At 75.6% G+C, this 22532-nt stretch carries 16 protein-coding genes; 11 read left to right on the top strand and 5 right to left on the bottom strand.

Going from position 1 to position 22532, the window contains the following annotated elements; genetic code table 11:
- Positions 1-17 precede the first annotated feature (17 nt).
- Genes ACFYPD_RS01825 through ACFYPD_RS01815 form a run of 3 tightly spaced genes read left to right on the top strand, consistent with a single transcriptional unit; the run spans position 18 to position 2337 of the window.
- Positions 18-1043, top strand: coding sequence for a prephenate dehydrogenase (locus tag ACFYPD_RS01825; RefSeq protein WP_387107680.1), 1026 nt, complete (start codon positions 18-20; stop codon positions 1041-1043).
- A gap of 5 nt (positions 1044-1048) precedes the next feature.
- Positions 1049-1690: an SIMPL domain-containing protein gene (locus tag ACFYPD_RS01820; RefSeq protein ID WP_387107678.1), complete on the top strand. Its 642-nt coding sequence runs from the start codon at positions 1049-1051 to the stop codon at positions 1688-1690.
- On the top strand, positions 1690-2337 hold the full coding sequence (locus tag ACFYPD_RS01815) for a nucleoside/nucleotide kinase family protein (RefSeq protein WP_387107675.1): 648 nt from the start codon (positions 1690-1692) through the stop codon (positions 2335-2337). The genes ACFYPD_RS01820 and ACFYPD_RS01815 overlap by 1 nt, the downstream gene beginning before the upstream one ends.
- Here ACFYPD_RS01815 and ACFYPD_RS01810 read toward each other — a convergent pair.
- A complete protein-coding gene (locus ACFYPD_RS01810; protein ID WP_387107672.1) occupies positions 2314-4902 on the bottom strand; it encodes a hypothetical protein in 2589 nt (862 codons plus the stop codon). The two genes, ACFYPD_RS01815 and ACFYPD_RS01810, sit on opposite strands and share 24 nt — an antisense overlap.
- A gap of 85 nt (positions 4903-4987) precedes the next feature.
- Positions 4988-5554 carry a sugar O-acetyltransferase gene (locus ACFYPD_RS01805; RefSeq protein ID WP_387107670.1) on the bottom strand — a complete coding sequence of 189 codons (567 nt, stop codon included), beginning with the start codon at positions 5552-5554 and terminating at the stop codon, positions 4988-4990.
- A gap of 114 nt (positions 5555-5668) precedes the next feature.
- On the opposite strand from ACFYPD_RS01805, the gene ACFYPD_RS01800 reads away from it, so the two are divergent.
- Positions 5669-9025, top strand: coding sequence for a S8 family serine peptidase (locus tag ACFYPD_RS01800; protein ID WP_387107668.1), 3357 nt, complete (start codon positions 5669-5671; stop codon positions 9023-9025).
- 87 nt (positions 9026-9112) lie between these two features.
- Here ACFYPD_RS01800 and dapD read toward each other — a convergent pair whose 3' ends face one another.
- Entirely contained in the window at positions 9113-10072 is a 960-nt protein-coding gene (dapD, locus tag ACFYPD_RS01795; protein WP_387107665.1) for a 2,3,4,5-tetrahydropyridine-2,6-dicarboxylate N-succinyltransferase, read from the bottom strand.
- 24 nt (positions 10073-10096) lie between these two features.
- Here dapD and dapE point away from each other — a divergent pair, with 24 nt between their 5' ends.
- Entirely contained in the window at positions 10097-11170 is a 1074-nt protein-coding gene (gene dapE / locus ACFYPD_RS01790; RefSeq protein WP_387107662.1) for a succinyl-diaminopimelate desuccinylase, read from the top strand.
- Between the two features lie 54 nt (positions 11171-11224).
- Here the strand turns inward: dapE and ACFYPD_RS01785 are convergent, their stop codons facing one another.
- Positions 11225-11386, bottom strand: coding sequence for a hypothetical protein (locus ACFYPD_RS01785; RefSeq protein ID WP_387107659.1), 162 nt, complete (start codon positions 11384-11386; stop codon positions 11225-11227).
- Between the two features lie 157 nt (positions 11387-11543).
- Here ACFYPD_RS01785 and ACFYPD_RS01780 point away from each other — a divergent pair, with 157 nt between their 5' ends.
- The 6 genes from ACFYPD_RS01780 (at position 11544) to ACFYPD_RS01755 (ending at position 21957) form a co-directional block, all read left to right on the top strand.
- Complete coding sequence (locus tag ACFYPD_RS01780; RefSeq protein ID WP_387107657.1) at positions 11544-12410, top strand: TIGR00730 family Rossman fold protein; 867 nt, start codon at positions 11544-11546, stop codon at positions 12408-12410.
- 2 nt (positions 12411-12412) lie between these two features.
- Entirely contained in the window at positions 12413-12958 is a 546-nt protein-coding gene (locus ACFYPD_RS01775) for a TIGR00730 family Rossman fold protein (protein ID WP_387107655.1), read from the top strand.
- A 69-nt stretch (positions 12959-13027) separates the two neighbouring features.
- Positions 13028-16663, top strand: a complete 3636-nt coding sequence (locus ACFYPD_RS01770) for an ATP-dependent helicase (protein WP_387109136.1) — start codon at positions 13028-13030, stop codon at positions 16661-16663.
- Positions 16660-20073, top strand: a complete 3414-nt coding sequence (locus tag ACFYPD_RS01765) for an ATP-dependent helicase (RefSeq protein WP_387107652.1) — start codon at positions 16660-16662, stop codon at positions 20071-20073. Before ACFYPD_RS01770 ends, ACFYPD_RS01765 begins: the two co-directional genes overlap by 4 nt.
- 209 nt (positions 20074-20282) lie before the next feature.
- On the top strand, positions 20283-20486 hold the full coding sequence (locus tag ACFYPD_RS01760) for a cold-shock protein (protein ID WP_107079793.1): 204 nt from the start codon (positions 20283-20285) through the stop codon (positions 20484-20486).
- A 211-nt stretch (positions 20487-20697) separates the two neighbouring features.
- Positions 20698-21957 carry a DEAD/DEAH box helicase gene (locus ACFYPD_RS01755; protein ID WP_387107649.1) on the top strand — a complete coding sequence of 420 codons (1260 nt, stop codon included), beginning with the start codon at positions 20698-20700 and terminating at the stop codon, positions 21955-21957.
- Between the two features lie 124 nt (positions 21958-22081).
- Here ACFYPD_RS01755 and ACFYPD_RS01750 read toward each other — a convergent pair whose 3' ends face one another.
- Positions 22082-22528, bottom strand: a complete 447-nt coding sequence (locus ACFYPD_RS01750; protein ID WP_387107647.1) for an RrF2 family transcriptional regulator — start codon at positions 22526-22528, stop codon at positions 22082-22084.
- Positions 22529-22532 lie beyond the last annotated feature (4 nt).

Genomic DNA, 22532 nt, shown 5'->3' with positions numbered 1-22532 from the left:
GACGCCGAGGTGGGCCGATGGTGGGCGGGGCCGGCGGGCAGGCACGCGCGGCGGTGGTCGGCACCGGCCTGATCGGGGGCTCGGTGCTGCTTCGGCTCCGCGACGCCGGGCTCGACGTGGCCGGCTGGGACCTTGATCCGGCGACCCGGCGGCGGGTCCGGGAGCAGGGTGTCGCCGCACCGGACACGGTCGAGGAGGCGGTCGGCGGCCGGGACGTGGTGTTCCTCTGCGGCCCGTTGCCCACCCTGCCCGGGACCCTGGCCCGGGTGGCCGCCGCCACCGACGACCGGTGCGTGCTCACCGACGTGGGCAGCACCAAGGCCGAGGTGGCCACCGCGGCCGCCACCCAGGGGCTCGGGCACCGGTTCGTGCCCGGCCATCCGATGGCCGGCGCCGACCGGGCCGGCCTCGACGCGGCCAGCCCGGCTCTGCTCGACGGGGCCGCGTGGGTGCTCTGCCCCGGGCCGACCGGGATGCCCGCGTTCCGGCGGCTCGCCGCGCTGCTCATCGACGTCTTCCACGCCCGGGTGGTGCCGATGTCCGCCCCGGAGCACGACAGCGCCGCCGCGCTCGCCTCCCACCTGCCCCACCTGCTCGCCGGCGCGCTGGCCGGCACGGTGCAGCGCTCGGCGCTGCGCGACGCGGTGCTCGCGCTCGCCGCCGGCAGCTTCTCCGACGGCACCCGGGTGGCCGGCGGCCCGCCCGAGCGGACCGCGAACATGCTGCTCGGCAACCGGGAGCGGGTGCTGGCCGAGCTGGACGCGGTCCGGGCCTACCTCGACGAGCTGGCCGAGGCGCTGCGGGCCGGCGATCCCGGGAAGCTGGCCGGCCGGCTCGCCGAGGGCCGCACCGCCCGCGCCGCGTTGCGCGGCCGCGCGTTCACCGCCCACCGGCGCGAGTTCCCGGCCGCCGCCGACCATGCCGGAGAGCTGGCCTACCTGCGGGAACTGGGCGCGGCCGGCGGCCACCTGACCGGCTGCCGGGTGGCGGCGGGCGGCGTCACCTACACGGGCCACCTTCCGAGCACCCCGCCACTAGGCTGAGCGGCATGGCGGACGCACCGGTCGTGGCGGTACGCGGCGAGACGTACCGGGAGGTCGCCCCCGAGCTGGCCCGGTTCACGGTGACGGCGACCGCGCGGGACCGCGACCGGGAGACCACGCTGACCAGGCTGGCCGAGCGCGCGGCCGCCGTGCGGGTGCTGCTCGACGCCGCCGAGCCGGCCGTGGAACGGCGGGAGACCGGCCAGCTCCGGGTCTGGCCGGAGACGAAGCGCTCGGGTGAGCGGGTGGTGGCCTACCACGGCGGCGTGACCACCACGGTCACCGTGGTCGACTTCACCGCGCTCGGCGAGCTGATGCTCCGCCTGGCCGACCAGGAGCAGGTCGAGGTGGCCGGCCCGTGGTGGTCGCTGCGGCCGGACAGCCCGGCGTACCGGGAGGCCCGGCACGCCGCGATCGCGGACGCCCTGGCCCGCGCCCGGGAATACGCGGAGGCGCTCGGCGCCCGGGTGACCGCCCTGGTGGAGCTGGCGGACACCGGCCTGGCCACCGCCCCGCCGACGATGGCGAAGACGGCCTTCGCGCGGGGCGGGGAGGCCGCGCCCGAGCTGGAACTGGATCCGCAGCCGCAGCCGGTGCAGGCGGCGGTCGAGGCCCGGTTCACCATCAGCGAACCGGTGCTCGGCTGATGGCGCCCGCGCAGGTGCTCCCGCTCGACGAGCTGGTGGCCCGGGCCAGGGCCCTCGCCGGCGACGGCCCGCGGCAGCTGCTCGGCATCGCCGGCGCGCCGGGGGCGGGCAAGTCCACGCTGGCCGAGCGGATCGTCGCCGAGGTCGGTCCGGCCGCCCGGCTGATGCCCATGGACGGCTTCCACCTGGCCCAGTCGGAGCTGATCCGGCTCGGCCGGGACACCCGTAAGGGCGCGCCGGACACGTTCGACGCCAACGGTTTCGTCTCCACCCTGCGCCGGCTGCGCCGGCTGGAGCCGACCTCGGTGTGGGCACCGGCGTTCCGCCGCGACCTGGAGGAGCCGGTCGCCGGGGCGATCGAGGTGCCGCCCGAGGTGCGGCTGGTGGTGACCGAGGGCAACTACCTGCTGCTGCGCGACGACCCGTGGGAGGAGGTGGGCACGCTGCTGCACCAGGTCTGGTTCCTCGACCTCGACGTCGAGCTGCGGGTGCGCCAGCTCACCGCCCGGCACGAGGCGTACGGGAAGACGCCGGAGCAGGCCCGCGCCTGGGCGCTCGGCAGCGACGAGGCCAACGCCCGGCTCGTCGCCGGCACCGCCGAACACGCCGACCTGGTGGTCCGGCTAGCCGACCCCCTGCCGGGGTGACGGCACGGCCCGGCGCAGCAGCCGGGCCACCACCGCCCGCTCCCGGGCGAACTCGGCCGCCTCCGGATAGCCGCTGTGGTTGCGGATGGGCGGGTCGGCCACCTCGCCCCCGATGGGGTGCAGCGCCTCCGGGTCGACCACCGGCACGTCCCGTTCCCCGGCGCTGACCGGCCAGCCCAGCGGATCGGTGTCGCGCCAGAAGTTGGTCCACGCGACGTGCCCGCCGGGCCAGGTGAGCGCCCCGGCCAGGGTGCGCAGCCGCTCGGGGCCGAAGTACGCGGGGAAGACCCGGCCGTAGAGGCGGGTGAGCTGGCAACCGTAGGAGAAGAACCAGATCCGCCGTCGCCAGCGGCGCGGGAGCTGCAGCAGCATGGCGGCGCAGATGACGGTGCCCTGGCTGTGCCCGGAGAGGATCACCCCGTCCATCCGGTCGGGGTGCCGCGGGGGGAGCGCGAGCAGTCCGGCGACCCGGGTCTGCAGTTCCGGTACGGCGCGTTCGGCGTAGCTGGGCGGGGCGAGGGGATGCGCGGCGCGGGGCCAGAAGGTGCCGACGTCCCAGATGACGCCGACCGAGCGCCGCACCGTGTCGGTGCGGTAGACCATCAGCCCGAGCGCGCTGATCACCACGGGCAGCCAGCCGAGCATGGTGTCGCCCCGGTTGGCCGCCCAGTGGATGACGGCCTGCCAGCCGGAGGGGGAGAGCGGACTGGGCCGGCTGCGGGAGAGCGCGGCCGCGCAGCAGAGGGTCACCAGCACCACGGAGACGGTCGCGTAGCAGCCGACCAGCCGGATCGCGTGCTCGCCGACCAGCCGGTGCAGCGCGCGGAAGGTGCTGACCTCACGGCAGCGGCGCAGGTCGTGCGCGGAGAGGCCGGCGCCGCCGGTGGTGAGGGCGGCGTACTCGGTCCGGCGGAGCGACTGGAGTAGGACGCCGGCCCGGACCAGCAGCGCGAGCAGGGCGAGCAGGGCGACCACGCAGGCCAGCCCGGCCCAGAAGACCGCGAGCGGGGGCACCACCCGGCTCTCGCCGCTCGGGTCGGCCCGGCTGTCGAGGCGGTCGCTGACCCAGTAGAGCAGGCCGGCGCAGTAGGCGATCGCCATCATCCAGCCGAAGCCGGCGATGAGCGCCGGGCCGCGCCCGCCCCAGGCGAGGTCGGTGTGCGCGCCGAGCGGCTGCACCGGCACGGCCGGCCGGGTCCGGGGCAGCAGCAGGCCGGTCACGGCGATCGCGATGGCCGGCCCGGCGAGCATCCAGCTGCTCAGCGCGTCCGGTGCGTCCGGGAGGCCGGGCAGGCCACGCTCGGTCCAGGCCACTCCGAGCGGCAGGAGCACGCTGCCGGCCACCGGCCCGAACAGGGCGCGCCGTCCGGAGCGGTTCACCGCGCCGATGGTGACCAGCAGCAGCACCTGGTACGTGGCGAGCCAGGCGACCGCGGTGTCGTAGCCGGGCAGCGACCGGTCGGTGCGGCAGCCGGCGATGCCCGGGTCGGCGACGCAGCCGATGGGCGGCCGGTACGCGGACAGCGGCCGGCCGGCGGGACCGTCCGGTAGCAGCAGCAGGGTGAATGTCCCGGCCAGCCCCAGCCCGGTGAGCAGCGCCACCGCCACGCTCCACCGGCCGAGCGGCGTGGCGCCCTGCCGCCGGGTCAGCCAGGGCCGGCCCAACGCCACCACGGCGATCGCCACCACGGTCGCGAGCACTCCGACGGTCGGCCAGGCGACCGCAGCCCGCAGCCCGCGCGGCGGGTCCATGACGATCACCGCGGAGACCGGGACCGCCGCCGCGATCACCGCCCCGGTGCACAGGTGCAGCACGGCGGCCCGGCGCAGTTGCCCCTCGCCGTTCCAGAAGGTCGGGTCCTGGAGCGGGTTGTCCAGCGGCTCCGGCCGGTCCTGCGGATCGTCGGGCGAGCCGTCCTCCCGCGTCGCGGGACGGGGGTGCGGATCGGCGGGCATCTCCGCCTCGTACTGATAGGTGCGCCAGGCGACCAGGCCGAGGCCGGCCAGCAGGAGCAGCGGCACCAGCAACCCCGCGGCGAGCGCCCGGGTGTCCTGGCGCCACCAGGCATTGCCGAGGAACTCCCACGGCCCGGGGAGGTGACCGAGGCAGTCCGGACCGACGCACTGCCAGCCGATCAGGTCCACCCCGATTCCGGTCGCGGTGACCACGAGGGTGCCGGTGAGGCTCAGGCAGAACAGCCGGATGAGCCAGGCGGTGACGCCGGAGCGGCTGGCCCAGCGTTCCCGGTCCGGGTCCGGCGGGATGCCGGCGCGGGCGTAGAGCGCCACGTTGGCCAGGGTGAAGGGGAGCAGCAGCGTCCACAGGGCCCGCTCGACGTCGCGCCGGGTCCGCGCGCCAGAGGTCAACTGCCCCCAGCTGTTCGCCTCGACCGTGATCGGGTCGTCCCGGCCGGCCGTGCTGGCGCGGTAGAAGCCGGTGACCGCCCCGCCGGCGACCAGGTCGGGCTGCGCGCCGTCACCGCCGGGGGCGGGGCGCAGCCCGAGCAGTTGGTCGGGCGGGGTGTTCGACACCCCGTGTACGCGCAGTTCGAGCACCCGTTCCATGACGCCCCCTGGGGTGAACCGGTCACTACCCAGAGTGCACCCGGCGGCCGGAATCCGCACCCCGCCGAAGCGTCGTTTCAGCAGCTCAGACGGCCTCTTCCAGGCTCCGAACCGGACGGGCGGGGTTACCCACGGCCACCACATTGGGGGGTAGGTCCCGGGTCACCACCGCGCCCGCGCCGACCACGGTGTTCTCCCCGATGGTCACGCCGGCCAGCACGATGACCCCACCGCCGAGCCAGACGTTGTCGCCGATGGTGATCGGCTCGGCCGCCTCCCACTTGGCCCGCCGGGCCGCCGGCTCGACCGGGTGGGTGGCGGTGAGGAGCTGCACGTTCGGTCCGATCTGGACGTCGGCGCCGATGGTGATCCGGGCGACGTCGAGAAAGACGGCGTTGACGTTGACGAAGCCGCGGGGCCCGATGTGGGTCTGGTAGCCGTAGTCGCAGTACAGCGGCGGCCGCACCCAGGTGTCCTCGCCGACCGAGCCGAGCAGCTCGCGGAGGGCGGCGAGGCGTCCCTCGGGGTCGTCGGCCGAGCTGCGGTTGAAGCGCTCGCCGAGCCGGGCGGCCCGGTCCAGATCGGCGACTATCTCGGGGTCGTCGGCGATGTACGGCTCGCCGGCGAGCATGCGGTCCTTCATGGCGGTCACCGGGGGATCATGCCCCGCTCGGCGGTGGCCGCGGTGCCGGTTCCGTCGGGTAAGCGACTTCCGAATGCATACGCCGTATGCAATTCTGGCAATCTCCGTCGATGTTTCCCATCGATGAAGACGCTTGACGAAGGAGGAACGTTGCGCCGAAATCGAAGAAGAATCGCCGGCCTCGGCCTCACCCTGGGGCTCGCGCTGGGCGTGCCCGTGCCGGCCTCGGCCGCCCCGGACGCCGCTCCCGCCCGCGTCGCGGCGGCGCGCTCCGGCCAGCCGGTCACCGTCACCCTCATCACCGGCGACCGGGTCACCGTCACCGCCGCCGGCCAGGCGGCGGTCCGCCCCGGCGCGGGCCGCGCCGGCGTCGGTTTCCTGGTCGGCCGGGAACGCGGCCACCTCACCGTGCTGCCGCAGGACGCGCTGCCCCTGGTCCGGGCCGGCCGGGTCGACCGGCGGCTGTTCGACGTCACCGGGCTCGTCGCGGCCGGCTACGACGACGCCCGGCGGGACACGCTGCCGCTGCTCGTCTCGTACCGGCCGGGGTCGGCCCGACGGGCGGCGGCCCCGATGGCCGGCACCCGGGTGACCCGCGACCTGCCGGCGATCGGCGGCGCGGCGCTGGTCGCGACGAAGGCCGAGACCGGCGCGGTCTGGGGCGCGGTCACGGCGGACCGGGCCGGTGCCCGGGTCGACGCGGCGGGGGATGTCGACCGGATCTGGCTGGACGGCCGGCGCCGGGTGACCCTGGACCACAGCGTGCCGCAGATCGGCGCCCCCACCGCCTGGGCCGCCGGCTTCACCGGCACGGGGGTCAGCGTCGCGGTGCTCGACACCGGCGTCGACCTCACCCACCCGGACCTGGCCGGCAGGGTCGCCGACTCGCGCAACTTCAGCGAGGCGGCCGAGTCGGACGACATGGTCGGGCACGGCACCCACGTCGCCTCGATCATCGCGGGCAGCGGGGCCGCCTCCGGCGGGAAGTACCGCGGCGTGGCCCCCGACGCCACCCTGCTCTCCGGCAAGGTCTGCGAGAACGAGGGCTGCACCGAGTCGGCGATCCTCGCCGGCATGCAGTGGGCCGCCGCCGAGAAGCACGCCAGCGTGGTCAACATGAGCCTCAGCGGCGCGGACTTCCCCGAGGTCGACCCGCTGGAGCAGGCCGTCGAGACGCTCACCGCGCAGACCGGCACGCTGTTCGTGGTGGCCGCCGGCAACGACGGCGCCGACGGCTCGGTCGGCTCGCCAGCCACCGCCGACGCCGCGCTGGCGGTCGGCGCGGTCGACCGGAACGACGCCCTGGCCGACTTCTCCAGCCGGGGACCGCGGGTCGACGGCGGGCTGAAGCCCGACATCACGGCGCCCGGCGTCGAGATCGTGGCCGCCCGGGCCGCCAACGGCGCCATCGGCGACCCGGTGGGGGACCGCTACGTCTCCCTCTCCGGCACCTCGATGGCCACGCCGCACGTGGCCGGCGCCGCGGCGCTGCTCGCCCAGCAGCACCCGGGCTGGGCCGCGGGGCGGTACAAGGCCACCCTGATGGCCTCGGCGAAGCCGCACCCCGACCAGACGGCGTTCCAGCAGGGCGCGGGACGGGTCGATGTGGCCCACGCGATCACCGAGCAGGTGACCAGCGAGCCGCCCAGCGTCTCGTTCGGGATGACGGCCTGGCCGCACGGTGACGACCAGCCGGTCGCCCGCACGGTCACCTACCGCAACGGCGGGACGGCCCCGCTCACCCTCGACCTCACCGCCGAGGTCACCGGCCCGGACGGGCGCGCCGCCCCGGCCGGCATGTTCACCCTCGGCGCGTCCCGGCTCACCGTGCCGGCCGGCGGGACGGCCCAGGTCACCGTCACCGCGAACACCCGGCTCGGCGGCCTGGACGGCTACTGGACCGGCCGGCTGGTCGCCCGCGCGGGCGACGCGGTCGCGGTGACCCCGCTGGCGGTCAACCGCGAGGTGGAGAGCTACGACCTGACCGTCGCGCACCGGGACCGGGCCGGCAAGCTCACCGGTGACTACTTCACCACCCTCGTCGGGCTGGACGGCGTCGTCTACCGGGACGTGTACGACCCCGACGGCGAGGCGCGGATCCGCCTCCCCAAGGGCCGGTACGGCCTGAACAGCCTGATCTACGTGCCGGGGGACGAGGGCTGGACCGAGGTCTCCATGCTGGCCCAGCCCGAACTGGTGGTGAGCGGCGACCAGCGGCTCACCGTCGACGCCCGCCGGGCGAAGCCGGTCCGGTCCACCGTGCCGCAGCGCGGCGCGGCCCCACTGCTGATCGACCTGTCGGCCAACTGGTTCACCGAGGACATCTCCTACGGGTTCGGGCTCTGGACGTTCAGCTTCGACGGCCTCTACAGCGGCCAGCTCGGGCGCGGCGTCTCCGACTCCCGCTTCGTCGGCGCCCTGGCCAGCCAGTGGGCCGAACCGACGGCGCCGGAGCGCAGCCCGTACTTCTACGCCCTCAACGAGCTGTTCCCGGGCCGGATGCCGACCGGGTTCGTCCGGCACTACCAGCCGGGCGACCTGGCGACCGTGACGCAGCGGTTCGCGGCCGGCTACGCCGGGCTGGAGAACGAGCGGATCGTCTTCCCGGAGTCCGACTACAACATGGGCGGCTCGGCGATCGTCGTGCCCGTTCCGGTGCCGGGGAAGCGGGTCGAGCACTACAGCACGGCCCGCACCCGCTGGAGTTCCGAACTCGACTTCGGTCAGCGGGGCGAGGACGGCTGGCTGGAGGTGAAGGCGGTGCTGGAGTCGGTGCCGACCGGGTACCGGGCCGGCCGGACCTACCGGGAGGACTGGAACAGCGCGCCGTACGGGCCGTCGTTCCCGCAGCCACGCTGGCCGGAGCAGGGCATCACCCGCAACGGGGACACCCTCGTCGTCGCCCTGCCGGTGCACAGCGACGCCTCCGGCCACCCCGGCGGCTCGCTCAACGACACCGAACGGACCGCCCTCTACCGCAACGGGAAGCTGCTCGCCGAGCAGCCCGCCGCGGGGTACGGCGAGTTCCAGGTGCCGCCGGGCGCGGCGAGCTACCGGCTGGAGACCTCGGCCACCCGGGCCTTCACCGACCTGAGCACCGAGGTCTCGGCCACCTGGACGTTCCGCTCCCGGCGCGTGCCGGGTGACGACTGGGCACGGCTGCCGGCCATGGCGGTCCGCTTCGCCCCGCCGCTGGCCGTGGACAACAGCGCCCCGGCCGGCCGGACCTTCACCATCCCGGTCACGGTGCAGCGGCAGCCCGGCGCGCCGGCGGCCTCCGTCACGGCGCTCACCGTCGACGTCTCGTACGACGGCGGGAAGACCTGGTGCAAGGCGGCCCTGCACAAGCGGGGCGCGGGCTGGGCGGCGACCGTCCGGCACCCGGCCGGCCCCGGCTACGTGTCCTTGCGGGCCACCGCCCGGGACGGCGCCGGCAACACGGTCACCCAGCGGATCATCCAGGCGTACCGCCTGCGGTGAACCGGTCGTCCGGGTCCGCGGTCGTCCCGCCGGCCCGGACGGCCTACGGGCCGGGGCGTGCTGCCCCGGCCCGTTCCGCGTCGTCGCTCAGTCGTTGGCGTGCAGCGCCGCGTTCAGCTCGATGCCCCGGCCGGTGCGCGGCTTCGCCTCCAGCGCGCCGGTCACCGAGTTGCGCCAGAACAGCAGGCCGTCCACCCCGGAGAGCTCCCGGGCCTTGACCACCCGGCCGTCCGGCAGGCTGATCTTCGAGGCGGCGGTGATGTAGCAGCCGGCCTCCACCACGCAGTCGTCGCCGAGCGTGATGCCGACGCCCGCGTTCGCGCCGACCAGGCTCCGCTCGCCGATGCGCACCTTCTCCGTGCCACCGCCGGAGAGGGTGCCCATGATCGAGGCGCCCCCGCCGATGTCGGAGCCGTCGCCGACCACCACGCCCTGCACGATCCGCCCCTCGACCATCGAGGTGCCCAGCGTGCCGGCGTTGAAGTTGACGAAGCCCTCGTGCATCACGGTGGTGCCGGCGGCCAGGTGCGCGCCGAGCCGGACCCGGTCCGCGTCGGCGATGCGCACGCCGGCCGGGACCACGTAGTCGGTCATCCGGGGGAACTTGTCCACCCCGTGGACCGCCAGGTGGCGGCCGGCGGCCCGCTCGATGACCCGCAGCTCGTCGACCCGCTCCGGGGGGCACGGCCCGGCCGACGTCCACGCCACGTTGGCCAGCTTGCCGAAGATGCCGTCGAGGTTGAGCTCGTTGGGCCGCACCAGGCGGTGGGAGAGCAGGTGCAACCGGAGGTACGCGTCCGCGGCGTCCTTGATCGGGTCGTCCAGCGAGCCGATCACGGTGACGACCTGGACCGTGCGCAGGCCGGGCAGCGCCCGGTCGCCGACCGCGCCGGGCGGCAGGTCGAGCACGTCGGCCTGGTCCTCCCCGGCGACCAGCGGCAGCTCGCCGAGCCCCAGCTTGCCGGTCGGGTACCAGGTGTCCAGCACCTGGTCGTCAGCGGTGATCGTGGCCAGGCCGATGCCCCAGGCAGACTGTGCGGTCGTCACGAAAATGACGGTACCGTGCCACACATGCAGAACCCGTTGACCCCCGAGGTCTTGGCCGATCCGGTGGCGCTGACCCGCGCGCTGGTCGACATCGAGTCCGTGTCGCTCAACGAGAAGGCGATCGCCGACTGCGTCGAGGAGGTGCTGCGGGGCGTGCCGCACCTCACCACCTACCGGCACTCCAACACGGTGATGGCGCGTACCGACCTGGGTCGGGCGCAGCGGGTGGTGCTCGCCGGCCACCTGGACACCGTGCCGCTCAACGACAACTTCCCGTCGACCATGCGCGGCGACCTGATGTACGGCTGCGGCACCTCCGACATGAAGTCCGGCGTGGCCTTCGCGCTGCACCTGGCGGTCACCCTGCCCGACCCCCGCTACGACGTCACCTACCTGTTCTACGAGGCCGAGGAGATCGAGTCGAGGTACAACGGCCTCACCCTCGTTTCCCAGGCGCACCCGGAGTGGCTGGAGGCCAATTTCGCGCTGTTGCTGGAGCCGACGTACGGGATCGTGGAGGCGGGCTGCCAGGGCACCATGCGGGCGATCCTCACGACGCACGGCGAGCGGGCCCACGCGGCCCGGTCCTGGCACGGGGTGAACGCCATCCACGGCGCCGGCGAGGTGCTGCGCCGGCTGACCACGTACGAGGCGCGCCGGGTGACCATCGAGGGCTGCGACTACCGAGAGGGCCTGAACGCGGTGCGGATCACCGGCGGGGTGGCGGGCAACGTCATCCCGGACCGCTGCGAGATCGAGATCAACTACCGGTACGCCCCGGACCGTGACCCGGCCGCGGCCGAGGCGCACCTGCGCGAGGTCTTCGCCGGCTTCGACCTGGCGGTCACCGACGCGGCGGCCGGCGCGGCCCCGGGCCTGGACAACCCGCCGGCGCAGGAGTTCCTGGCCGCGGTCGGCGCGGCCCCGATCGGCAAGTTGGGCTGGACGGACGTGGCCCGGTTCGCGGCGATGGGCATTCCGGCGCTGAACTTCGGTCCGGGCGACCCCAACCTGGCCCATCACAAGGACGAGCACGTCGAGCTGACCAAGATCCGCGACGGCGCGGCCACCCTGCACCGCTGGCTCGCCTCGTCCTGAGCACGCGCCCGGGGGCCCGCGTCGGTGACGCGGGCCCCCGGGCCGGCCGGACCGTCAGAGCGTGGTCGTCAGCGGGGCATCCGTCTCGGTGGTCTCGCCGGTGAGGTCGGTGTGGTGGGCTTCCATCATCCGGGCGCGGCGGCGCTCGGCCACCACGTCACGGATCCGCCGCTGCATCTGCCGGCGGATCCGGATCATCTCGCTGTTGCTGATCAACGCTGGCTCCTCCCCCGAAGGCGCGTCTCCCGGGGCATACCCGGTATGTGAATAGTAAGACGTACGAGCGAGCCATTTAGTTGCCCATGATCACGAAGAATTTCTCCGCGTCGCCCGCCTCCGCACCGCGCCGCCCCGGCTCCACTACGGTGGCCCCATGAGCCAGAGCAACGGGCGGCCACCCGGCCGCGGGCCGAGCGGGGTACGGCACCGGGGCGCCGTGACCCTGCGCAACCAGGCCATCCCGACCAGCACCGCCGACCAGCGGCTGCTCGACTCCCGGGGCCGGGGCGACTGGAAGACCAGGGACGCCTGGCGGGCGCTGCGCATCCTGTCCGAATTCGTCGAGGGCTTCGACACCCTCGCCGACCTGCCGCCCGCGGTCAGCGTCTTCGGCTCGGCCCGGAGCAAGCCGGAGAGCGCCGAGTGCCGGCTGGCCGAGGAACTGGGCGGCGCGTTGGCCCGGGCCGGCTACGCGGTGATCACCGGTGGTGGGCCGGGCGTCATGGAGGCGGCTAACCGGGGCGCCAACGGGGCGGGCGGGCTCTCCGTCGGGCTCGGCATCGAGCTGCCGTTCGAGCAGGGCATCAACGACTGGGTCGACCTGGCCATCGACTTCCGCTACTTCTTCGCCCGCAAGACCATGTTCGTCAAGTACGCCCAGGCCTTCGTGGTGCTGCCGGGCGGTTTCGGCACCATGGACGAGCTCTTCGAGGCGCTCACCCTGGTGCAGACCGGCAAGGTGACCCGCTTCCCGGTGGTGCTGATGGGCGTCGACTACTGGCGGGGCCTGCTCGACTGGCTCCGGAACAGCATGGCCGCCGAGGGCAAGATCGGCCCGAACGACCTGGATCTGATCTGTCTCACCGACGACGTCAACGAGGCGGTCCGGCACATCGTGGAGGCCGAGGCGGTGCTCTCGGCCGAGCAGGAGGCGATCCGCGGGGAGGCGGTCGCCCGGGTCGCCGCCGACCAGCAGGCCGCCGCCGAGGCTGCCCCCGACCGGCCGGCGGAGCAGGGCTGACCATGGCCAACGTCTGCGTGTTCTGCGCGTCCTCGCGTACCCTCGACGCCCGCTGGCTGGACCTGGCCACCGAGACCGGCGCGGAGCTGGCCCGGCGCGGGCACACGCTGGTCAGCGGCGGCGGGTGCGTGGGGATGATGGGCGCGGTGGCCGACGGGGCGCGGGCCGCCGGCGGCCGGACCCTGGGCGTCATCCCGCAGGCCCTGGTCGACCTGGAGGTCGCCGACCTGGCCTCCGACGAGCTGCTGGTGACCGACGGGATGGCCAGCCGCAAGACGCTGATGATCGACAAGTCGGACGCCTTCGTCGCCCTGCCCGGCGGGCTCGGCACCCTGGACGAGCTGTTCGAGGTCTGGACCACCGCCACCCTGGCCATGCACGCCAAGCCGATGGTGCTGGTCGACGCCGACGGCTTCTACCGCCCGCTGCTCGACTGGCTGCGCACCCTGGCCGACCGCCACTTCCTCAAACCCGCCGGCCTGGACCTCCTCCTGGTGGCCGACACCGTCCCCCAGGCCCTGACCCTCCTGGAGTCCCGCCTCACCTGACGTGAGGTGGCGGTGCGGGGGCGGGCGGCAGGTTTTCCGGTGTCGTACCGGCGTGGTGGGATGTCGGGGATGCAGGCGTACCGGTTGGTGCGCCGGCCCGGTGGGGTGGGGACGGGGGTCTCCCGCACCGCCGGGGCGGGGCAGGGGGGTGGTCGGCCCGACGGGCCGGCCGAGACGGAGCCGCGATCCGGGGGGTCCGCGGGCGATGCCGCGCACCCGCCGCCGCGCCGGCCGGAGCCGGTGCAGGCCGAGGTCGTCGCGCACACCGACGGGCCGATGCTGGTCGTCGGCGGCCCCGGCACCGGCAAGACCGCCACCCTGGTCGAGGCGGTCGCCGCCCGGGTGGCCGACGGCGTCGACCCGGAACACGTCCTGGTGCTCACCTTCGGCCGGCGGGGCGCCACCGAGCTGCGCCACCGGATCGAGGCGCGGATCGCCGGCGACGGCCACCGCGTGGTCCGCGAGCCGCTGGTCCGCACCTTTTCGGCGTACGCCTTCGGGCTGCTCCGCCGGGCCGCGGCCGAGCGCGGCGAACCCTCGCCCCGGCTGCTCACCGGCCCCGAGCAGGACCTCATCATCCGCGAGCTGCTCGACATCGTGGGCGAGGAGCCGGCGGACGACCCGGTCGGCTGGCCGGAGGACCTGCGCCCGGCGCTGCGCACCCGGGCCTTCGCCCAGCAGCTCCGCGACCTGCTCATGCGGGCCGCCGAGCGGGGCGTCGGCCCGGTGGAGTTGGCCCGGCTGGGCGAGAAGCTGGGCCGCGCCGACTGGCCGGCCGCCGCCCGCTTCCTCCGCGAGTACGTGGCCGTCCTCGCCCTGCGCGACGTGAGCAACCGGGGTTCGATCGCCTACGACCCGGCCGAGCTGGTCCGGGCCGCCACCGGCATGCTGCTCGACGACCCGGAGCTGCTGGCCGCCGAGCGCCGCCGGCTCGCCCACGTCTACGTCGACGAGCTGGCCGACACCGACCCCGCCCAGCTCGACCTGCTCGCCGTCGTGGCCGGGGGCGGCAAGTCCCTGGTCGCCTTCGCCGACCCGGACTCCTCCACGTACGCCTTCCGCGGCGCCGACCCGGCCGGGGTGACCACCTTCCCGCACCGGTTCCGCACGGCCTCCGGCGCGCCGGCCGCCCAGGTCACGCTGACCACCTCCTACCGGGCCGGGCCGGAGCTGCTGGCGGCGACCGCCCGGCTGGCCCGCCGGCTGCGCGGCCCGGCGGCGCACCGCCGGCTGCGCCCGCTACCCGACGCCCCGCCCGGCACCGTGGACGTCCGCACCTTCCGCTCGGCCACCAGCGAGTCCGCCTGGCTGGCCCACGCGCTGCGCGAGGCGCACCTGCTCGACGGGGTGCCCTGGTCCCGGATGGCGGTGCTGGTCCGCTCCACCGGCCGTCAGCTGCCCTCGTTGCGGCGTGCCCTGCACACCGCCGGGGTGCCGACCGTGGTGCACGGCGAGGACCTGCCGCTTCACCTCCAGCCCGGCGTGGCCCCGCTGCTGCTCCTGCTCCGCTGCGCGCTCGAACCCGACCGGCTCGACGAGGAGTCGGCCGTCGCCCTGCTGCACTCGCCGCTGGGCGGCGCGGACCCGCTCGCCGAGCGGCGGCTGCGCCAGGGGCTGCGCGCGCTCGCGCTGGCCGCCGGCGACCGTCGCCCCTCCGGCGAGCTGATCGTCGAGGCGCTGCGCGACCCGGCCGAGCTGGCCGCCGTCGAGCGGCGCTGGGCGGCCCCGGCGCAGACCGTGGCGCACCTGCTGGCTACCGCCCGGCAGACCGCCGCCACCCCCGGCGCGACCGCCGAGGACGTGCTCTGGGCGGTGTGGCGGGAAAGCGGCCTCGCCGAGCGCTGGGCCGGGGCGATCACCCGGGGTCGGGCCGCCACCGGCGAGCACGAGACCGCGCAGCGCTGGCCGGCCGAGGCCGCCGACCGCGACCTCGACGCGGTCATGGTGCTCTTCGACGCGGCGGCCCGGTTCACCGACCGGCTGCCCGGCGCGCGCACCGAGGTCTTCCTGGACCACGTGCTCGGGCAGGAACTGCCGGCCGACACCCTCGCCGCCAGCGCCGACCGGGGCGAGGCCGTCCGCCTGCTCACGGCGCACGCCGCCAAGGGTCTGGAGTGGGACCTGGTCGCGGTGGCCGGCGTGCAGGAGGGCGTCTGGCCCGACCTGCGGCTGCGTGGCAGCCTGCTCGGCTCGGAGCGGCTGGTCGACGTGCTCGCCGGCCGGGCCGACGGCGCCGGGCTGCGGGCCAGCCTGGTCGGGCAGACCGCGGCACTGCTGGACGAGGAGCGCCGGCTGTTCCACGTCGCCGTCAGCCGGGCCCGGCGGCGGCTGCTGGTCACCGCGGTCGCCTCGGCGGCGGTCGGCGGCGACGACCACGAGGAGCAGCCCAGCCGCTTCCTGCACGAACTGGCCGCCACCGATCCGCCCGCCGTCGGCGGGGGCAACGGCGTCCCATCCGGCCCGGACCCGGGACGGGGCCCGAGCGCCCCGACCGGCGGCGACCCGACCGGCGGCACCGCCTCGACCGGGGATACCGGCCGGAGGCGGGACCGCCGGGACCGGCCGGCCGACGGTGCCGCCGAGATCGTGGCGAACGCGGCCGGGCGGCCGGGCGACGGTGCCGCGCTGGGCGTGCCGCCGGCGTCGGACGGGCCGGTGCCGGTCGGCGACGAGGACCCGCAGGACGGGGCGCCCGGCGTACTGCCGGTCACCCTGCCGCCGCGCGGGCTCACCCTGTCCGCGCTGGTGGCGGAGCTGCGTACCGCGGTCACCGACCCGGCGGCGCCGGTCACCCGGCGGCGCGCGGCGGCGGCCGAGCTGGCCCGGCTGGCCGCCGCCGGGGTGCCCGGCGCGCACCCGGACGACTGGTGGGGGCTGCGCGGCCTCTCCGACGACCGGCCGCTGGTCGACGAGGGCGAGCCGGTCCGGGTCACGCCGTCGGCCATGGAGAGCGCGTTGCGGTGCAGCCTGCGCTGGCTGCTGGAACGGCACGGCGGCAGCGCCCCGGCCAGCGCTGCCCAGGGGGTCGGCAACCTGGTGCACGCCGCCGCCATGCTGGCCGAGGACGCCAGCGTCGACCGGACCGCCCTGCTGGAATACGTGGCCGCCCGGTTCGACGCCATCGAACTGGCGGCCCGCTGGATGGTCGGCCCGGAACGGTCCCGCGCCGAGGCCATGGTGGACAAGCTGCTGCGCTGGCTGGCCGGCAACCCGCGGCGGCTGCTCGCCATCGAGCACGAGTTCGCGGTCCGCCTCGACGATCCGCGCCGGCCGGTCGAGCTGACCGGCCGGGTCGACCGGCTGGAGGTCGACGCCGAGGGGCGGCTCGTGGTGATCGACCTGAAGACCGGCAAGTCCACCGCGGTCACCGAGCGGGAGGTGGCCGAGCACCCGCAGCTCGGGGCCTACCAGGCGGCCGTAGAGGCGGGGGCGTTCGCCGAGTTCGGCGAGGAGTCCGGGGGCGCCGCGCTCGTGCAGCTCGGCACCGGCGCGAAGGACGCCAGGGAGCAGGCCCAGGCGGCCGCCGGGGAGGGTCCCGAGGCCGGCTGGGCCACCGCGCTGGTCCGGCGTACCGCCGACACGATGGCCGCCGCCACCTTCGCCGCCGTCGCCAACTCGAAGTGCCGGGTCTGCCCGGTGCGCACGAGCTGCCCGGTCTCCGGGCAGGGCCGCCAGGTCGTCGAGCCGCCCACGGAGCACGCATGACGACCCAGCCGACACTGTTCAGCACCACCGCCACCCCGGCGCCCCGGGCCGCCGACGCCGGCCCCCGCTACACCCCGGTCGAGCTGGCCAAACTGCTCCGGCTGCCGGCGCCCACCCGGGAACAGGCGGCGATCATCGCCGCGCCGGTGGAGCCGCTGCTGGTCGTCGCGGGCGCCGGCTCCGGCAAGACCGAGACGATGGCCGCCCGGGTGGTCTGGCTGGTCGCCAACTCCTACGTCCGCCCCGAGCAGATCCTCGGCCTCACCTTCACCCGCAAGGCGGCCGGCGAGCTGGCGCACCGGGTACGCACCCGGCTCGACCAGCTCATCCGTCGGCTCGGCCGGCAGGGCCGGGATCCGCACGAGGACCCCCTCGCGGGTGAGCCCACCGTCTCCACCTACCACTCGTACGCCGGCCGGATCGTCACCGAGCACGGGCTGCGCGCCGGCTACGAGCCGACCACCCGGCTGCTCACCGAGGCGTCCCGCTGGCAGCTCGTCGACCTCCTGGTACGCAACTACGACGGCGACATGTCCGAGGTGGACCGGATGCCGTCCACCATCACCGACGCGGTGCTCGCCCTGGCCGGGGAGCTGGACGAGCACCTGGTCGACCCGGACGAGCTGGCCGCCTGGACCGGCCGGTTCTTCGCCGAGGTGCAGTCCCGCCCGGGGCGGGTCTACGCCGACGTGCGTAAGGCCCTCCAGCTCCAGCAGACCCGGCTGAAGCTGCTGCCGCTGGTCCGCGCGTACGCCCGGCGCAAGGACGACTTCGAGGCGATGGACTTCGCCGACCAGTTGGCCCGGGCCGCGCGGGTGGCCCGTGACCACCCCGGCGTGGGGGTGATCGAGCGGGACCGGTTCCGGGTGGTGCTGCTCGACGAGTACCAGGACACCAGCCACGCCCAGGTGGTGCTGCTCAACGCCCTGTTCGGCGGCGGCCACCCGGTCACCGCGGTGGGCGACCCCTGCCAGTCGATCTACGGCTGGCGCGGGGCCAGCGCCGGCACGCTGGACCGGTTCCCCACCGAGTTCGCCCGGACCGACGGCAGCCCCGCCCAGGTGCTCAGCCTCACCACGAGCTGGCGTAACCGGCCCGAGATCCTCGGCGTCGCCAACGCGCTGTCGGTGCCGCTGCGGGCCGCCGGCGCCCGGGTGCCCGAGCTGCACGCCGCGCTCAGCGTCCGCGACCCGATCCCGCACCGCAGCCCCGGCGGGCGGGCCGCCGGCACCGTGCACTGCGCGCTGCTGGAGACGTACGCCGACGAGGCCGACTGGATCGCCGACAGCGTGCTGGCCGCCTGGCGCGGGGCGGCCGGGATGCCGGCGGCGCTGCCCGAGCACATCCCGGCGCACCGACGGCCCACCACCGCCGTGCTGGTCCGGCTGCGCAGCCAGATCCCGGCCGTCGAGGCGGCGCTGCGCGCCCGCGGGCTGCCCGTCGACGTGGTCGGCCTGGGCGGGCTGCTGGACACCCCCGAGGTCCGGGACGTGGTCTGCACGCTGCGGGTGCTCGCCGACCCGACCGACGGGGCGGCGCTGCTGCGGCTGCTCACCGGCGCGCGCTGGCGGATCGGGCCGCGCGACCTGGTCGCCCTGCACCGGCGGGCGCGGGCCATCGCGCGGGCCCGCCGGGAGGTGACCGGCGACGACGGGCCGGAGATCATCGTGGACGCGCTGGACGAGGCCACCCTGGTCGAGGCGCTGGCCGACCTGGGGCCGGCGCAGGCGTACTCGGCGGAGGGGTTCGCGCGGCTGCGGTCGTACGGGATGGAGCTGGCGCTGCTGCGCTACCGGCTGGACCAGTCCCTGCCGGAGCTGATCGCGGACATCGAGCGGACCATCGGGCTGGACGTGGAGGTGGCGGTCCGGGCCGGCCGGGACGGCGCCGGCGACGCCGGCCTGGCCCGCGCCCACCTGGACGCGCTCGGCGACGTGGCGGCCCGGTTCAGCGGCGAGACGCCCGGCGCCACGCTGGCCGGTTTCCTCGCCTACCTGGCCGCCGCCGAGGACGAGGAGCGCGGCCTCTCTCCGGGCGAGGTCGAGGTGGTGGAGGGCGCGGTGCAGATCCTCACCGCGCACGCCGCCAAGGGGCTGGAATGGGACGTGGTGTCGGTCGCCGGGCTCACCCGGGGCGTCTGGCCGGGGCCGGTGCGCAACTCCGACCACTGGCTGGGTGGGCTCGGCGTGCTGCCGTTCCCGCTGCGCGGCGACGCGGACGGGCTGCCCGAGCTGGGCCTGGCCGGGGCGGACGATCAGCGCGGGGTGGCCCGGGCGGTGGCGGACTTCACCGACGCCTGGCGGGCGCACGACGAGCGGGAGGAGCGCCGGTTGGCGTACGTGGCGGTGACCCGCCCCCGTCGGCTGCTGCTCTGCTCCGGCTACTGGTGGGGGGAGGGGACGAAGAAGTTCCGCGGCCCCTCGGTCTTCCTCCGGGAGGTGCACGACGCCTGCCTGGCCGGCGCGGACGGCCACCTGGTCGACGCCTGGGTGCCCGAGCCCGCCGGGGACGCGGTCAACCCGACCACGGAGACGGTGCTGCGGGCGGAGTGGCCGGCCGACCCGCTGGGCGCCCGCCGTCCGGCGCTGGCCGAGGCGGCCGTCCTGGTCCGTCGCTGCCTGGCCGACCCCGAGGCGGCCCGCCGCGAGGAGGCCCTGCTGGTCGCGGGCGTCGAGGCAGGCGGCGCGCCACCTGCCGAGGACGCCGAGGTGGCCCGTTGGCGGCGGGAGGCCGACCTCCTCCTCGCCGAACGGGCCGAGCTGGCCCGGCGGGCCGAGGCGGTCGAGGTGGAGCTGCCCGGGCATTTGTCGGTGACGCAGCTGGTGGCGCTGCGCCGGGACCCGGAGGCCCTGGCCCGGGCGCTGCGCCGACCGATGCCCACCGAGCCCAACCCGTACGCCCGGCGGGGCACCGCCTTCCACACCTGGCTGGAGCAGCGCTTCGGCGCGGACCGGCTGCTCGATGTGGACGAGCTGCCCGGCGCGGCCGACGAGGACGCCGCCCCGGACGACGCGCTCACCGAACTCCAGGAGCGCTTCCTGGCCAGCGAGTGGGCCGACCGGGTGCCGGTGGAGGTGGAGGTGCCCTTCGCCACGGTGATCGCCGCGGTGGTGGTCCGGGGCCGGATGGACGCCGTCTTCGTCCGCCCCGGCGGCCGCTACGACGTGGTCGACTGGAAGACCGGCCGGCAGCCCACCGGGCGGGAGGCCGACGCCGCCGCCGTGCAACTCGCCGTCTACCGGCTTGCCTGGGCCGAGCTGGCCGGGGTGCCGGTCGACCGGGTCGGGGCCGCCTTCCACTACGTCCGGGACGGGGTGACCGTCCGCCCCGCCGACCTGCTCGACGCCGCCGGGCTGACCGCGCTCGTCGCCGCGGTGCCGGAATTTCCCCCAGAGGGCGCGGCGTTGTAGAGATCGTGCTAGGCTGACCACGTTGCAGTTTTGGTTTCCAGAGACTCTGTGTGCGCCTGGCGGATTGTGGCCCCAGGCGCTCTTTGTTGTGTCCGGAGTTCTCCGGGCGGGGCGACCAGCAGCGACAGGCATGCCGCGCACGTGCGGTGTGCTCCTCTTCGGTCCGCAACAGGTGCGGGTCCGAACGTTCCGTCAAGGAGACGAAACACATGGCAATTGGCACCGTCAAGTGGTTCAACGCTGACAAGGGCTTCGGCTTCATCACCCCGGACGACGGCGGCGCCGACGTCTTCGCCCACTTCTCGGCGATCCAGTCCTCCGGCTACCGGAGCCTGGACGAGAACCAGCGGGTCGAGTTCGAGGTGACCCAGGGCCAGAAGGGCCCGCAGGCGGAGAACATCCGTCCGCTCTGATCTTCGGATCATCCGGTAACACCCATCGCGCCCCCCGGGCGCGGTGACGGGCCGGTCCGCTGCGCCGCCCACCCGCTCCGCGGGACGTGGCGTGCTGCGGCGGGCCGGCCCGTACCTTTCGGTTCGTGCTTGTGACCACCGGCGACGCCGGTGACGCGCCGCTACCCGGCGCCCTTCCTCGACACGTGCCGCGTCGAGGAAGGCTTTTCGCATGACCATGACCGTTCCCACCTTCGCCGCCACCGGCCTGGCTCCGGCGCTGGTCGCCGAGCTGACCGCGCAGGGCATCGCCGCGCCGTTCCCGATCCAGGCGGCCACCCTGCCGGACTCGCTGGCCGGCCGCGACGTGCTGGGGCGCGGACGCACCGGTTCGGGCAAGACGCTGGCCTTCGGGCTGCCGCTGCTGCACCGCACGGCCGGTCAACGGGCCCGCCCTGGCCGCCCGCTCGCGCTCGTGCTGGTGCCCACCCGCGAGCTGGCCCAGCAGGTCACCGCGGCGCTCACCCCGTACGCCCGGGCGCTCGGGCTGCGCTGCGCCACCGTGGTCGGCGGGCTCTCCCTCCAGCGGCAGGCGGACGCGCTGCGCACCGGCGTCGAGGTGCTGGTGGCCACCCCCGGCCGGCTGCACGACCTGATCGACCGACGTGACGCCCGGCTCGACCAGGTGGCCGTCACCGTGCTCGACGAGGCCGACCAGATGGCCGACATGGGCTTCCTGCCGCAGGTCACGAAGCTGCTGGAGCAGGTCGCCCCGAACGGCCAGCGGATGCTCTTCTCGGCCACCCTGGACGGCGGCGTGGACAAGCTGGTCCGCCGCTTCCTGAGCAACCCGGTGTCGCACTCCGTCGACCCGGGCACCGCCACGGTGACCGCGATGACCCACCACGTGCTGCACGTCGATGCCGAGGACAAGCCGGCCGCGCTGGCCCACATCGCCGCCCGCGAGGGACGCACCATCCTGTTCATGGCGACCAAGCACCGCGCCGACCGGGTCGCCCGCCAACTGCTCGCCAAGGGCGTACGCGCCGCCGCGCTGCACGGCGGAAAGACCCAGCCGCAGCGCACCCGGATCCTGGAGCAGTTCCGCACCGGCCACGTCACCGCCCTGGTGGCCACCGACGTGGCGGCCCGGGGCATCCACGTCGACGGGCTGGACCTGGTGGTCAACGCCGACCCGCCCACCGAGGCGAAGGACTACCTGCACCGGGGCGGGCGGACCGCCCGGGCGGGGGAGTCCGGCACCGTGGTCACCCTGGTCCTGCCGGAGCAGCGCCGGGACGTCTCCCGGCTGATGACCGTCGCCGGCATCAGCCCGCACACCGCCCGGGTACGCCCCGGCGACGAGGAACTGGCCCGGGTCACCGGCGCCCGCCAGCCCACCGGCGTCCCGATCACCCTCACCCCGCCGCCCGCACCCCACCCGGCGCAGGCTTCGCGGCCGTCCCGGTCGCGCCGCCCGCGTCGCCGCTGATCCTCCACCCCCAGCTCGGCGAGGTGGCGGTGTCCGGCGTGCCGGAAACCGCCACCTCGCGGAGCTGAAGCCGCATCCAGGTCCGGGCCGCGTCGCACCCGCGGCCCGATCCCGGCCGGCTCGGTCAGGACGCTGTGGCGCGGTCGGCCAGCAGGTCGGCGAGGGTGGTCCGGTCGACCACCAGGGCGATGGCGCCGTCCACCGCGAGCCAGACGTCCCGCAGCCCGGCGGCCACCCCGTGGTAGCCGGCCCGGTCGGCGGGCATGCCCCGCACGCTGGTCAGCGCACCGCCCACCGCCCGCAGCACGTCACCGACGCTGATCTCGGCGGGCGGGCGGGTGAGCGCGTACCCGCCCTCGGTGCCGCGGTGGCTGTGCAGCAGTCCGGCCCGGCGCAGGTCGAGCAGGATGCCCTGGAGGAAGCTGAGCGGGATGCCCTGACGCTCGGCCAGGCTCGCCGCCTTGACCAGCTCGCCGCCGCCGCCGGACCCCCCGTCGCCGGTGGCCCCGGCGGCGTCGGCGACGGCGAGCATGGCCCGGAGCGCGTAGTCGGCGCGCGCGGAGACGTACACGGCG

The organism is Micromonospora sp. NPDC005299, from assembly GCF_042872345.1.
Classification (GTDB): domain Bacteria; phylum Actinomycetota; class Actinomycetes; order Mycobacteriales; family Micromonosporaceae; genus Micromonospora.
The sequence above is the reverse complement of the archived record's forward strand: the minus strand, read 5'-3'. Positions and strand labels throughout refer to the sequence as shown.